The following is a 13,893-nucleotide window of genomic DNA, read 5'->3' on the forward strand; positions in this document are numbered from 1 at the left end:
CGGTCGGACGGTACCGGGTGGACGCGACGGTCAGCTCCGTGCGGGCCGGGTGGCGGGTTGGAAGCGGAAGGAGAGCGCCTCCATGAGCGGCTTGCGCTGGGTCTTCTGGACGGCGGCGATGCGCCACCGGCCGTCGGCCTCGCGGACCAGGGTGTAGGTGGCGAGCTTGCCGAGCCGGCCGGGCTTGGCGCCGCTCTTGCGGACGTCGCCGCGGGTCACCGCCACCGCGGTGTCGGGGCCGTAGAAGCGCAGGTCGACCACGTCGAGGACGAGGGTGGTGCCCTTGAGGAAGCTGTCGAACAGGGCCTGGTGGGCGCGGCCGATCTCGGCTCCGCCGCGGTAGAGGGTGCCGACGAAGGTGAGGTCGGTGGCGTCCGCGGTGAAGCAGGCCCCGTACGCGGAGCCGTCACCGGCGGCCCAGGCGGCCGCGCTGCGGTGCAGCAGCGCCTCGACGGCGGCCGTGTCCGCGGCGCGGTCGGCGGCTGCGGGCTGGTGCATGGTCATGGGTCCCCCTCATGCTAGCTTCGGCGATGAAGATGCTTCTTTCGAGCAGTATCTGCTCTAAAGAAGTCTCTTCCCCGAGGAAGAGATTAGGGAGTGGGAGAGCCCGTGTCAACGCATGCCGCCCCGGCCGGGGCGAGTGAGACCTACCGCCGTTACCTGAGCGCCGTGCTGCTCCACGGCCACGCCAGCGCCAAGGCCTGCGAGCTCGGCGCCACCGACCTGTACGCACTGAACGTGCTGGAGCTCGGCGGACCGATGACTCCCGGCGAGCTGGGCGCGCGGACCGGCCTGACCACCGGCCCCACCACCCGCCTGGTCGACCGCCTGGAGGCGGCCGGCTACGTGCGGCGCGCCCCGTCCCCGGACGACCGCCGCAAGGTGATCGTGGAGCCCGTCGGCAGGCCCGCCGGCCTCGACGCGGCGATGGCCCCCGCCCGGCGGCGGATCGGCGAACTCCTCGGCGGCTACTCACCCGAGCAGCTGGAGGTCCTCTTCGACTACTTCGCCCGCGCCACCGAGGCCTACCAGGCCGCGGTCGAGGAGCTGCGCGGATCCTCCGCCGGCTGACGTCGCGGCCGGCCCCCCGTCCGAACCGGATCCGCCACCCCGGCCCCCAGGGCCGGGGTGTTTCGCATGCCGAAACGCCCGCCCCGCCCCCCTCCCGCCGAGACCGGGACCGGCAGGCGGCATAACGAGACGGTTTCGAAACCACCCCGAAGACAAACCTGAGCTTGACTCAGGGCTGAGTGGGGCGTTTCCTTTTGCCTCATCACGTTTGATTCCGATGATTTATGATCGATTCTGTTGCTACTGGCTGATCGGCCCCCATCCTCAGGAGCCCCACCATGCACCTCACCCCCCGCGGCCGCCTGGCCTCGCTCGCCGCGCTGAGCCTGGTCACCGCCTCCGCCCTGACGGCCTGCTCCACTGGGCAGACCTCCTCCTCCGGCGCCGACGCACCGGTGGCACCGGTGTCCGGCAAGGTCTCGATCACCTACCTGCAGAAGCAGGGCGACCAGCAGTACTTCGTGGACGAGGCCGCGGGCGCCAAGGCCAAGGCCGCCGAGCTGGGCGCCGACCTCAAGGTGGTGAACCTCGGCAACGACGCCAACAAGACGGTCGGCGAGGTGCAGTCCGCGATCGCCCAGAAGAGCAACGGACTGATCATCGTGGTGCCGGATCCCGCCGTCGGCCCCCAGGTGGTGCAGACCGCCCGGGACGCCAAGGCCGCGCTGCTCACCTCCGACGACCAGGTCTGCGCGACCGGCCCCGCCCCGGCGCAGTGCGCCGCCGGCGACCTGGTGCCCAGGATCGGCTTCTCCGGCCAGCAGATGGGTCAGCAGGTCGGCCAGCGCGCCGCGGAGGAGTTCAAGAAGGCCGGGTGGAACGCGGCCGACACGCGGGTCATCTCCGCATGGAAGCAGGACGTCACCGTCTGCGGAGACCGCGTCAAGGCCGCCAAGGCCGCCTTCGACCAAGCCGTCCCCGGTGTGCAGAGCATCGACGTGGCCACCGACAACACCCCGACCGGCGCACAGGACAAGGTGGCCGCCACCATCACCGCCAACCCCGGCGTCAAGCACTGGGTGGCGTGGGGCTGCAACGACGAGAACGTCCAGGGCGCCGTCACCGCCCTCCAGAACGCCGGGATCAGCCCCGACGACATCGACGGCGTCGGCCTGGGCGCCTACCTGGCGTGCAAGGACTGGGCGTCCGGCAAGCCCTCCGGCATGAAGGCCGCCCTGTTCATCAACGGCAAGGACGTCGGCGCCCTGTCGGTGCAGACGATGTACGACAAGCTCAAGAACGGCAAGGACTTTCCCAAGGAGGCCTTCGCCCCGACCAAGATGGTCGACGCCGCGACCTGGCAGTCCGCGGGCGTGTCCTGCAGCTGACGCCGCACCGGCGTCGCGTCGAGCCGGTGGTGCGGCGGGCCTGCCGAGGCCCCGCCGTACCGCCGCTACCTTGAGAACCGCCCGTACCGCCCGCGCCCGTACCGCTGGGTACCGCACCGCCAACGAGGCCCCGATGACCCCACCTCAATCCTCACCCGAATCCTCGCCCCACCCACCACCGGGCGGCTCCGCCGGCCTGCGCGCCGAGGCGGTGTCCAAGCGCTTCGGCACCGTCCAGGCGCTGACGGACGTCACCCTCGTCTTCCCGCCCGGGCAGGTCACCGCCCTGATGGGCGAGAACGGCGCCGGCAAGTCGACCCTGCTGCGCATCCTCACCGGCGACCACCGCCCCACCGGGGGGCGCGTCCTGCTGGACGGCCGGGAGCTGGACCTGCACTCGCCGCAGGACGCCCGCCGCGCCGGGATCCGGATCATCCCGCAGGAACCGGAGATCATCCCGCACGTGCCGGTCGCCGAGAACGTCTACGCCGGCGCGCTGCCCCGCACCCGGCTGCGCCGCCTCGACCGCGCCGGGCTGCGCCGCCGGATCGTCGCCGACCTGCGCCGGCTCGGCTTCGACAAGGTCCTCGACCCGGACCTCCTCGGCTCCCAACTCACCGCCGCCCAGCGCCAGTTGGTCGAGATCATGCGGGCCCTGACCGGCGCCGTCCCGCCACGTGCGATCGCCTTCGACGAACCCACCTCCTCGCTCTCCGAGCACGAGGTCGAGGCCCTGTTCGCGCTGATCGGCCGCCTGCGCGACGAGGGGATCGCGGTCGTCTACGTCTCCCACCGGATGAAGGAGATCTTCCGACTCGCCGACCGCATCGCCGTGCTGCGCGACGGCCGGGTGGCCGGCGTGGTCGAGGCCGCCGCCACCGACGAGGGCGAGCTCGTCCGGCTCATGGTCGGTCGCGACCTGTCCTCGCTGTTCCTCCGCCCGCAGGTCGCCACCGACCGCGTCGTGCTGGACGTCAACGGCGTCACCACCGACGACGTCCACGACGTCAGCCTGCGGGTCCGGGCCGGCGAGGTGGTCGCCCTGGCCGGCCTGATCGGCGCCGGACGCTCCGAACTCGCCCTCGCCCTGGCCGGCGACACCCCGATCCGCTCCGGCACGGTGGCCCTCAACGGTGAGGTGCTGCGGCTGCGGAACCCCCGCGACGCCATCGCCGCCGGCATCGGCCTGGCCCCCGAGGAGCGCAAGGCCCAGGCGCTGTTCCTGCAGCGCACGATCCGGGACAACACCTCGCTGGTCAGCCTGCGCCGGCTCAGCCGTTGGCGGTTCGTCAGGCGCCGCCAGGAGAAGGACCTCGCCCAGGAGTACGCCGACCGGCTGCGGGTCCGCGCGCCCTCCGTCGAGGCGGAGGTCCGCACCCTCTCCGGCGGCAACCAGCAGAAGGTCGTCCTCGCCCGCTGGCTCGCCCGCCGGCCCGACCTGCTGATCCTCGACGAACCCACCCGCGGCGTCGACATCGGCGCCAAGGCCGAGATCTACCAGATCATCGCCGACCTCGCCCGCGCGGGCACCGCCGTCCTGGTCATCTCCTCCGAACTGACCGAAGTACTCGGGCTCGCCGACCGGGTCGTGGTGATGCAGGACGGCCGCACCACCGGCGAACTCCCCCGCGAACAGGCGACGGAAGAGGCCGTCCTCGCCCTCGCCATGGCCGACGACCTCGCCCCCACCGCACCCGCCCAGACCGGAGAGACCCGATGAACGAGCGCAGCGAGCGAATCATCGAAAGGCGCGCGTGGGCATGTGCCCCCGCCGAGCGCAGCGAGGTGGGCGCATGACCACCGCCACTCCCCCGACCGCGCCGGCGCCGGACACCGGAGCCCCGCCCGTCCGGTCCGGTGGCCCGCGCGCCCTGCTCGCGACCATCGGCGGACAGAACCTCAGCCTGATCGGCGCCCTCGTCGCCGTCACCGCCCTGTTCGGCTGGCTCAACCCGAACTTCGTCGGCTGGGACAACATCCAGGTCATCGCCGAGGCCGTCACCATCTCCGGACTGCTGGCCGTCGTCCAGACCGTCGTGATCATCTGCGGCGGCCTCGACATCTCGGTCGGCTCCCAGGCCGGTCTGGCCTCCGTGACCAGTGCCATGATCTTCACCTCCACCGGCGCCAACCCCTACCTCGGCATCGGCGCGGCCCTCGCCATCGGCGCCGGCATCGGCCTGTTCAACGGCGTCGTGATCGTCTACGGCCGGGTCAACCCGACCATCGCCACCCTCGCCGGACTGGCCGCCTACAAGGGCGTCGCCCAGCTCGTCTCGGACGGCCGCGCCCAGGGCTACGTGCTCAACGACCCGGTCTTCGTCTTCCTCAGCCGCGGCAAGATCGCCGGCCTGCCCACCATGGTCTGGCTGCTGGTCCTGACCGCCGCCGCCGTGCACGTGCTGCTCACCTACACCGACATCGGCCGCAACATCTACGCGATCGGCGGCAACGACACCGCCGCCCGCCTGGCCGGCATCAACCTCAACAAGTACCTGCTCGCCGCCTACGCCCTCTCCGGCACCGTCGCCGCCCTCGCGGGCGTGCTGCTCACCGCCCGTACCGGCAGCGGCCAGCCCGTCTCCGGCAGCGAGGGCCTGGAGCTGCAGTCGATCACCGCGGCCGCCCTCGGCGGCTGCGCCCTCAAGGGCGGCAAGGGCGGCATCGGCGGTACCCTGCTCGCCGTCGCGCTGCTCGGCGCGCTGCAGAACGGCCTTACCGTCCAGGGCATCAACTCGTTCTGGCAGAACGTCGCCCAGGGCGCCCTGCTGGTCGCCGCCGTCGTCATCCAGCAGCGCCGCAACCGCGAACGCGCGGTCGGCCTGCCCGCCTGACGTCCCCGCTCCCCGACGCCCGCTTGTGCCCCGGACCGCCGGTGCCGCGCCCGCCCGCGGCGCCGGCGGTCCGTTCCTCCCGTGCCCGGTACCGGGCACACGCGGCGAAACCCGCCCTGGGATAATGGCTCCGCAGGACCCGGCCGTGTTCCCGGCGCCGACGAGAACGCACAAGCCGTACGTGCTCGTTCGATCGAAAGGCCATCCGTGGCTGACCAGACCTTGCTCGCCGCGCAACGCCAGGCGCTGATCCTGGAGGCGATCCGCCGGACCGGCGCGATCCGGGTCGCCGAACTGGTCGAGCAGTTCGGCGTGTCCGACATGACCATCCGCCGGGACCTCGACGCGCTGGTCCGCCAGGGCGCCGTGGAGAAGGTCCACGGCGGCGCGGTGGCGACCGGGTCGGCGAGCACCTTCGAACCCGGCTTCGACGCCAAGTCCGGGCTGGAGGAGGGCACCAAGGCCGCGCTCGCGGACGCCGCGGTGCAGCTGGTCGAGCCGGGCAGCGTGGTGGCCCTCTCGGGCGGGACCACGACCTACGCGGTCGCCTCCCGGCTGCTGGACGTCCCGGAACTGACGGTGGTGACCAACTCGCTGCGGATCGCGGACCTGCTGTGGGCAGCCGGAAGCGACGGGAGGGAGACCGCCCCGTCGCTGCTGCTGACCGGTGGGTCGCCCACCCGCTCGGCGGCCCTGGTGGGGGCCCTCGCCGACCAGACGATCCGCTCGCTGCACGTGGACCTGCTGATCCTGGGCGTGCACGGGGTCAGCGAGCAGGCCGGCCTCACCACGCCCAACCTGGCCGAGGCGCAGACCAACCGGGCCCTGATCGCCTCGGCGCGCCGCACCGTGGTGGTCGCGGACCACACCAAGTGGGGCGTGGTCGGGCTGAGCAGCTTCGCGACCCTGGCGGAGGTCCACTGCTTCGTCACCGACGACGGCCTTCCGGCGACCGCCCGCGAGGTGCTCGCCGAGTCCGTCGGCGAGCTCGTCGTCGTCCCGGCGGGCGGCTGAGCGGGCGCTGCCGACGTCCTGGGCCCTGGCCGTCGTGCGGCCGCTGACGGACGTGAGCGGGCTCCGCGCGGGCGGCCCGGTCAGGCCGTGGGGCCGATCAGCTCACCCGCCCGGTCAGACCACCGGCCCGCTCAGCCCACCCGCCTGCTCAGCCCACCGGCCCGGTCAGCCCACCCGCCGGGTTCCCGCCGAGGGGACGGCGGTGAAGGTGGCCGGTGCGGCGAAGCGCGCCGAACGGAAGGCCGCCGTCACCGCCTCCGAGACCCCCGCCACGCGCGCGGCCTCCACCAGGGCGACAACGGAGCCCCCGAAGCCGCCGCCGGTCATCCGGGCGCCCAGTGCCCCGGCGGCGACGGCGGTCTCGACCGCGAGGTCCGTCTCCGGGCAGGACACCCGGAAGTCGTCGCGCAGCGACGCGTGCCCGGCCGTCAGGATCGGGCCCAGGGCGGCGGGCTCGCCGTGCTCCAGTCGCTCGACGGTCTCGGTGACGCGTTCGTTCTCGGTCACCACGTGCCGTACCAGCGGGCGGAGTTCGCCGGGCAGCCGGTCCAGGGCCGGGGCCAGGTCGACCGCGGCGAGGTCGCGCAGCGCGGGCAGACCGAGCAGGTCGGCGGCGCGCTCGCAGCCGGCCCGCAGGGCCGCGTAGGCGCCGTCGCCGAGGTCGTGCTTGACCCTGGTGTCGATCACCAGCAGTCGCAGTCCCGCCGCCTCGACGTCGAACGGGACGTGCCGCTGCTCCAGCGTCCGGGTGTCCAGGAACAGCGCGGTGCCTTCCGTGCAGCAGGCGGAGGCCATCTGGTCCATCACGCCGCAGGGCACGCCGACGAAGGCGTTCTCGGCCCGCTGGGCGGTCACGGCGAGCTGCGGAGCGGTGAGGCCGAGGTCGTAGAGGTCGTTCAGAGCGGCGGCGGTCGCGCACTCCAGGGCGGCCGAGGAGGAGAGGCCGGCCCCGGTCGGCACGTCGCTGTCGATGAACAGGTCGGCCCCGCCGACGGCGTGCCCCGCCTCGGCGAGCGCCCAGAACACGCCCGCCGGGTAGGCGGCCCAGCCGGCGACCACGCCGGGGGCCAGGCCGTCGAGCGCGAGGTCGGTGACCCTGCCGTCGCCCTGGGCGCTGTACAGCCGCAGCCGTCGGTCCGCCCGGTCACGCGCGGTGACGCGGGTGGTGTGCGGGAGGGCGATGGGCAGGACGAAGCCGTCGTTGTAGTCGGTGTGCTCGCCGATCAGGTTCACCCGGCCGGGGGCGACCCACGTGCCGCTGGGCCGTGCCCCGTGGACGGCCTCGAAGTCGGTGGCGGCCTCGTCGATCATCGGGTTCAGCTCCATGCCTGGTGCGCGGGTGGGGTGCCCGCCAGTGATGTCCATCGGCGAGCCAGAGCTCATTCCGACATATTCAAACATGACCGCCCTCAGGGTCAACCTCCCCGATGTCCATGTCCAGTCGGGTCGAAGAAGGTCGAGTAGGCGTCGAACAAGGAAAGTCAACCGCCCGGGAGTCGGCACCGGGCGACGTTAACGCTTGTTGACAAGCGATCGTCTCTGTTTGAATCTGTTGAAGCTCGAAAACTGCCGGGGCGACGTCCCACGCGTAAGGAGTACAGCGGTGCACAGAACCGCCACCAAGCTGGCCGACGGCCGCGAACTCGTCTACTTCGACCAGGAGCCGGGCCCGCTCCGCGATGTCGCGGACGAACGGCCGCTGGAGCCCACGGCGAGCCTTTCCGAGACCCGGCTCGACCCGGTGCTCGGCGAGTGGGTCACCGTGGCGGCGCACCGGCAGCAGCGCACCTACCACCCGCCGGCCGGCGAGTGCCCGCTGTGCCCCTCCCGCGACGGGCGGCTCAGCGAGATCCCGGCGCCCGACTACGAGGTCGTGGTGTTCGAGAACCGCTTCCCGTCGCTCGCCACGGGCGCCGCCGACCACGTCGCGGCGCAGGACGCGCCCCTGCACAGCCTGCGCCCCGGCAACGGCCGGTGCGAGGTGGTCTGCTTCACCTCCGACCACGACGCCTCCTTCGCGGACCTCGACGAGCCCAGGGTGCGCCTGGTCCTGGACGCCTGGACGGACCGCACGGCGGAGCTCTCCGCCCTGCCCGGCGTCCGGCAGGTGTACTGCTTCGAGAACCGCGGGGAGGAGATCGGGGTCACGCTCGCCCACCCGCACGGTCAGATCTACGCCTTCCCCTTCGTCCCCTCCCGCACCGCCCGGATGATCACCCGGGCCGAGGCGCACCGGGCCCGCACCGGGCGGAACCTGTTCGAGGACCTCCTCGCCGCCGAACGGGACTCCCCCGAGCGGCTGGTGCTCCAGGGCCGGCACTGGACGGCCTTCGTCCCGTTCGCCGCCCGCTGGCCCTACGAGGTCCACCTCTACCCCCACCGGCGGGTCGCCGACCTGACCGCGCTCACCGAGGCGGAACGCGCCGAGTTCCCCGGCCTCTACCTGGACCTGCTGCGCCGCTTCGACGCGCTGTTCCCCGCCCCGCCCGGCGCGGCGCCCAACCGGACTCCGTACATCGCGGCCTGGCACCAGGCACCCGCCACCGGCGGCGGTGAACTCGCCCTCCACCTGGAGCTGTTCACCATCCGGCGGGCACCCGGCAAGCTCAAGTACCTGGCCGGTGTGGAGTCCGGACTCGACGCCTTCGTCACCGATGTCAGCCCGGAGCAGGCCGCCGCCCGCCTCCGGGCCGCCACGGCCGGCGCGGTGTCGGGCTGAGCGGTTGGGGGGTCGCGGGGCTGAGCGGCTGAAGCGGCTGAAGCGGGCCCCGGCCGGTCGAGGCCGGCCGGGGCCCCTCAGTCAGGACAGGACGGTCCAACTCTGCCCCGCCGAGGCGGCGTTGGCCGGATTGGTCATGGCCGTCGAGCCGATCGCGGTGCCGGCGACGTCCAGGGTCAGGCCGTTGCCGACGTTGGTGACGGTGAGGACGCCGCCGTTCTGGGCGACCTTCCACTTCTGCCAGGGGTTGCCGGGCGAGGCGTTGAGCAGATACGCGCTGCCGACGCCGTTGCCGCCGGCGAGCACGGTGTGCGCCTGGGCGGCGGTGGAGCAGCCGTCGGTGATCGTCACGGTGCCGTCCGGATCGGGCGTGAACAGCCACTGCTGGGCCGCGTCGCCGCTCCGGTAGACGTTGACGCCGGAGTTGCCGCCGACGGGTGCGGAGCAGCCGCCCTGGACTTCGAGCACCTGGCCGGCGGTGCCGCCCGCGCTGATCACGTGGTACTTGCCGTCGCCGACGACGGCCGGCCCGCCGCCTCCCGTGCCGGTGCCCCCGCCGGCGATGCGGTAGAGCGCGACGCCGTGCGCAGGGATCCAGTTGCCGCCGAGGGAGCCGGTGGCGGTGCCGGTGGTGCCGGTCCACAGCTCCCGGTAGCCGTAGGAGGAACCGGTCAGGCCGAGGTCGGTGAAGCTCGCGCTGACCATGGCCCAGTTGTTCGGGTCCTGGTTGACCAGCGCCACGGCCAGGTCGCCGTTGGCCAGTCGGCGCTTGAGGACCACGGGGGCGGTCGGTGAGGAGGGCGCCTTGCCGACCAGGGTGGCGGGCTCGGCGAGGCCGTCCTGGTCGATGGCGATCACGTCGCGGTTCTTGAGGAGCGACAGCGCGGAGGAGCTGACGCCGGTGGACCAGGTGTAGCCGTCGGCGGTGTGCTGCGAGTCGGCCGCGGTGCGCAGGTCGGCGCCGGAGACGAGGGGGGCCGCCATCATCGACAGGACGGACAGCTCGGTGCGCGACTCGTCGTCCGTGAACGGCTTGTGACCCCGGGAGGTGTCGGTGACGCCCCAGACACCGTAGGTGTCCTGCCAGCCGGCGAACATCATGTCCAGGTCGTTCCAGCTGCCCGGGTGGACGTTGCCGGGGTACTTCAGGGCGGTCTGCAGCTGCCCGTTGTAGAGCACGCCGTCGAGTTCGCTGTCCCGGTCGCCGCCGATCCGGCACATGTTGGCGACCTGGCCGCACCAGATTTCGGTGGGCGAGTAGCCGGGCGCCTGGTGCGGCGGGGTGCCGGCGGCGGTGATCAGCGGATCGGTGCGGGCCGGGTCGTCGGCGCTCAGCAGGGTCGGGATTCCGGTGTGCGCGGGCTGCGCGGACAGGCTGAGGGTGACCTTGGGCCTGCCTGCGGCGCCGGTCGCCGCGTCGAGGGCGCGCTGGAAGGTCTGCGTCCGGGCGTAGATGGAGCGGGTGAGCTCCTTGCCCTCGCCCTGCGGGTAGTAGGCGTAGCCGTCGGGGCCGAAGATGGTGGGGCCGTAGGGGCAGTCGTCGTACTTGACGAAGTCGACGCCCCAGGAGACGAAGTCGGCGGCGTCGGTGGTCTCGTGGCCGAGGCTGCCGGGGTGGCCCTGGCAGGTGGTGTAGGTGTCGGTGGCGTAGAGGCCGAACTTCATGCCCTTGCTGTGGGCGTACCAGGCCAGGTACTGGATCCCGTTGACGGTCCGGCCGTCGACGGACTGCGCGGGGAACTGCCGGGGCTCGGGGACGAGGTGGCCGGTGGTCGGGTCGTTGCCGCGGCCGTCGGTGCCGCTGACCGGATTCCCGTTGTCGTCGTACAGCTGCATGGCGCCGTCCGCGGTCTTCGCGAAGTCCGCGCTCTGGCCGTCGCGGTGGCGCGCCGACCAGCCGTCGTCGATGGTGACGGTGTCGTAGCCGGCCTGCACCAGGCCGTTGGCCGCCATGAAGTCGATGGTCTGCTTGATCTCGCTCTCGGTGACGTAGGCGCCGATGCTGTTCCACGAGTTCCAGCCCATGGGCGGGGTCAGGGCGTTGCCGTTGCCGAGGGCGGCGGCCGGCGCGGCGGTGGCGAGCGTGACGACTCCGAGGCCGGAGGCCGCGAGGGCCGTGGCGGCGAGCAGGCCGACGACGCGAGGTGGCGTTCTGCGCATGTGGGGGCTTCCCGGGTGGGTGAGTGGGCCGTGTGCCTGGGCCACCGAAGGGCTCCGGCCTCGGCGCGGGTGGATGGAGCCGGTTCCGGCGGTCCGGACGGGGGCGTGCGGACACGGCGACGCCGTCCGCAGGGCGTGGGGTACGGACGCCGCGGATCCCGCCGGGCCGCGCAGTGTCGGCGGCGGTGCCATACGATATTGCACCCAACAGAAGCCGACAAGACTCAACACAAAGCCACTTGAAAGCCCGTCAGGCAGGGAGGCGGACCCTGCCTGTCCGGGGCGATGTCGGAGGGTCGGGCCGGACGGTGTCACGACGCTGGGCGCTGATCCACCTGGCCACCGAGACCGCCCGGCACGCCGGGCACCTCGACATCCTGCGCGAACTCACCGACGGCGCGACCCCACGGCGGTGGCGATGTCCTCGGCCTCGCCGTAGTGCCCCAGGGCGGTCAGCCCGCGCTGGAAGTCGGCGGAGTCACCGTCGGCCGGATTCCTGTCGGCGTCGATCGGTCCCGGGCACCGGCGCCCTCCTGCCGTCGGGTCGCCGCCCGCCCACTGCCCGCCCCACTGCCCGACCCGCCGCCCGACCCGCCGGGTGGCCTCCGTACGGAGGGGGCGGAGGCACGGCCGAGGTAAGGCCCACCTAGGCTGTATGCCAAGCAAAAGGGGCGAACCGGACCCGCACCAGGGGCCACGAGGACGGAAGCAGGACCCGCCGATGGGCGATGGAATGTCAGGCATGCACCACCACGGCGGGATGACCCGGCTAGGCCCGTTCACCCTGTCGCACGTGTGGACGTGGTCCCCGGACTGGGTGTTCCTGCTCGGCGGCCTGGTGGCGCTCGGGCTGTACCTGTTCGGCGTGGTCCGGCTGTACCGGCGCGGCGACCGCTGGCCGATCGGCCGGGTCGTCGGCTGGGTCGCCGGCGTCGGCACCCTGCTGCTGGTCACCTGCTCCGGGCTGAACGACTACGGCATGGTGCTGTTCAGCGCGCACATGATCCAGCACATGGTGCTGTCGATGCTGACGCCCATCCTCCTGCTGCTCGGCGCCCCGATCACCCTGGCGCTGCGGGCGCTGCGCCCCGCGGGCAAGGGCCGCCCCCGCGGTCCGCGCGAGCTGCTGGTGGCGCTGCTGCACAGCCGGTACGTCCGGGTGGTCTCACACCCGGCGTTCACCATCCCGCTGTTCATCGCGAGCCTGTACGGGGTCTACTTCACCCCGTTGTTCGACTTCCTGATGCAGTACCGCCTCGGGCACATCTTCATGATGGTCCACTTCCTCATGGCCGGCCTGGCCTTCTTCTGGCCGATCATGGGCGTGGACCCGGGCCCGCACCGCCCCGGCCACGTGATGCGGATCATCGAGCTGTTCATGGGGATGCCGTTCCACGCCTTCTTCGGCGTGGCGGTGATGATGGCCGGCCACCCGCTGGTCTCCACCTTCACCGTCCAGGGCGCGCCACCCGGGACGGACCTGCTGGAGGACCAGAAGCTGGCCGGCGGCATCACCTGGGCGTTCGGCGAGATCCCGACGGCGATCGTGCTGATCGCGCTGGTCTACCAGTGGATGGGCTCGGAGCAGCGCCAGGCCCGCCGCCGCGACCGCGCCGAGGACCGCAGCGGGGACGCCGAGCTGGTGGCGTACAACGCCTACCTGGCCTCGCTGCACAAGCGCGGCCAGCGCCCGGGGGCGGCCGGCACCCCCGCCGCGCCCTCCGCGCCCATCACGCCGACGCCCACGACCGTCATCCCCGCTGCCCCTGCGGCCGACGCCGGCTAAGGTCCGTCCACCCGCCCCGGCGGAGCCCCCGTTCCCACCGCGGAACGGGGGCTCCCGCGTCTTCGGCCCGAGCCCGCCCAGCCGCCCCCCCAGCCCCAGCCCCAGCCCCAGCCCCCCAGCCCAGCTCCGCCTTCCCGACCCCCGCCGGCGCGTTCCGGAACGGCAATCCCGCCGGGCACGTTCGACGGGTATGTTCGCCCTGTTCCTGCCCGTCCTACTCCTCGGCGGGTACGTCCTGCTCTGGCTGCTCGGCTTCCTCGGCTGCGCGCTGCACCAGCGCCACCGGCGGGTGCCCGCCAGGTCCGACTTCCTGGTGGTCCTGGGCGCAGCGCTGGACGGCTGCGAGCCCGCGCCGGTCCTGGCGGCCCGGCTGGACGCCGCGCTGGGACGTTTCGCCGCCGAGGAGGCCGCCGGGTACCGGCCGCTGCTGCTGGTGACCGGCGGCAAGGGCCCGCACGAGGAGTGCACCGAGGCGGCCGCGATGGCGCGCTACCTGATCGCCCGGGGCGTGCCGGCGGAGCGGATCCGGCGCGAGGAGCGGGCCGTGAACACCGTGGAGAACCTGCGCCACAGCGCCGCCCTGATGGCCGCCGAGCGTCCCGGCTACCGCTGCACGGTGGTCACCAGCGGTTTCCACACCGTCCGCGCCGCCCTGGCCGCCCGCGCGGCGGGAGCCCCGGCCCGGGTGCTCGGCGCGGACGGCCTGCTCGCGTACGGCCCGTACCAGCTGCTGCGCGAGGCGGTCGGGACGGCCCTCGCGCTGCCGCGCACCACCGGCACCGCCCTCCTGCTGCTGACCGGCACCTGGCTGGTGCTGGGGTTCGGCTGACCGGGCGGTCGGACGGAAGACGGGAGGCCCCCGGTCCGCGGGTGCGGAACGGGGGGCTCCCCGTGGTTTCAGCCGGCTGGGGGCCGCCCAGGGTTGCGAAAATCCCCTTTGAAGTTTTGGGAAGAACAACCCACGAGGTAGCCCTGGTCAGG

Annotated in this window: 11 protein-coding genes and 1 pseudogene; 9 read left to right on the forward strand and 3 right to left on the reverse strand. The window is 73.0% G+C overall.

From position 1 onward, the window contains the following. Positions 1-30: 30 nt before the first annotated feature. Positions 31-504 carry an SgcJ/EcaC family oxidoreductase gene (locus tag ACZ4WV_RS15985; protein WP_465746938.1) on the reverse strand — a complete coding sequence of 158 codons (474 nt, stop codon included), beginning with the start codon at positions 502-504 and terminating at the stop codon, positions 31-33. 105 nt (positions 505-609) lie between these two features. Between ACZ4WV_RS15985 and ACZ4WV_RS15990 the strand changes: the two genes are divergently transcribed. The 5 genes from ACZ4WV_RS15990 to ACZ4WV_RS16010 all read left to right on the forward strand — a co-directional run bounded on the left by ACZ4WV_RS15990 (position 610) and on the right by ACZ4WV_RS16010 (position 6,247). Further along, on the forward strand, positions 610-1,071 hold the full coding sequence (locus ACZ4WV_RS15990) for a MarR family winged helix-turn-helix transcriptional regulator (RefSeq protein ID WP_465746940.1): 462 nt from the start codon (positions 610-612) through the stop codon (positions 1,069-1,071). Between the two features lie 278 nt (positions 1,072-1,349). Beyond that, a complete protein-coding gene (locus tag ACZ4WV_RS15995) occupies positions 1,350-2,399 on the forward strand; it encodes a substrate-binding domain-containing protein (protein WP_465746942.1) in 1,050 nt (349 codons plus the stop codon). 133 nt (positions 2,400-2,532) lie between these two features. Continuing rightward, on the forward strand, positions 2,533-4,119 hold the full coding sequence (locus ACZ4WV_RS16000; protein ID WP_465746944.1) for a sugar ABC transporter ATP-binding protein: 1,587 nt from the start codon (positions 2,533-2,535) through the stop codon (positions 4,117-4,119). A gap of 73 nt (positions 4,120-4,192) precedes the next feature. After that, on the forward strand, positions 4,193-5,233 hold the full coding sequence (locus ACZ4WV_RS16005; RefSeq protein ID WP_465746946.1) for an ABC transporter permease: 1,041 nt from the start codon (positions 4,193-4,195) through the stop codon (positions 5,231-5,233). A 207-nt stretch (positions 5,234-5,440) separates the two neighbouring features. Further along, positions 5,441-6,247: a DeoR/GlpR family DNA-binding transcription regulator gene (locus tag ACZ4WV_RS16010; RefSeq protein WP_465746948.1), complete on the forward strand. Its 807-nt coding sequence runs from the start codon at positions 5,441-5,443 to the stop codon at positions 6,245-6,247. 165 nt (positions 6,248-6,412) lie between these two features. Here the strand turns inward: ACZ4WV_RS16010 and galK are convergent, their stop codons facing one another. Continuing rightward, the gene (galK, locus tag ACZ4WV_RS16015; RefSeq protein WP_465746968.1) at positions 6,413-7,573 is read right to left on the reverse strand and encodes a galactokinase; all 1,161 of its coding nucleotides are present in this window, start codon (positions 7,571-7,573) and stop codon (positions 6,413-6,415) included. A gap of 277 nt (positions 7,574-7,850) precedes the next feature. Here galK and galT point away from each other — a divergent pair, with 277 nt between their 5' ends. Beyond that, the gene (galT, locus tag ACZ4WV_RS16020; RefSeq protein ID WP_465746950.1) at positions 7,851-8,966 is read left to right on the forward strand and encodes a galactose-1-phosphate uridylyltransferase; all 1,116 of its coding nucleotides are present in this window, start codon (positions 7,851-7,853) and stop codon (positions 8,964-8,966) included. Positions 8,967-9,047: 81 nt separating this feature from the next. On the opposite strand, the gene ACZ4WV_RS16025 is transcribed toward galT, so the two are convergent. Next, positions 9,048-11,126 carry an alpha-galactosidase gene (locus tag ACZ4WV_RS16025; protein WP_465746952.1) on the reverse strand — a complete coding sequence of 693 codons (2,079 nt, stop codon included), beginning with the start codon at positions 11,124-11,126 and terminating at the stop codon, positions 9,048-9,050. A 290-nt stretch (positions 11,127-11,416) separates the two neighbouring features. On the opposite strand from ACZ4WV_RS16025, the pseudogene ACZ4WV_RS16030 reads away from it, so the two are divergent. The 3 genes and pseudogenes from ACZ4WV_RS16030 to ACZ4WV_RS16040 all read left to right on the forward strand — a co-directional run. After that, positions 11,417-11,530 (forward strand): annotated as a pseudogene (locus tag ACZ4WV_RS16030) (mycothiol transferase); the annotation flags it as partial. A 338-nt stretch (positions 11,531-11,868) separates the two neighbouring features. After that, positions 11,869-12,912 carry a cytochrome c oxidase assembly protein gene (locus ACZ4WV_RS16035; protein ID WP_465746970.1) on the forward strand — a complete coding sequence of 348 codons (1,044 nt, stop codon included), beginning with the start codon at positions 11,869-11,871 and terminating at the stop codon, positions 12,910-12,912. A 190-nt stretch (positions 12,913-13,102) separates the two neighbouring features. Next, positions 13,103-13,741, forward strand: coding sequence for a YdcF family protein (locus ACZ4WV_RS16040; RefSeq protein WP_465746953.1), 639 nt, complete (start codon positions 13,103-13,105; stop codon positions 13,739-13,741). Positions 13,742-13,893: the final 152 nt, after the last annotated feature.

The organism is Kitasatospora sp. NPDC029312 (assembly GCF_055569215.1).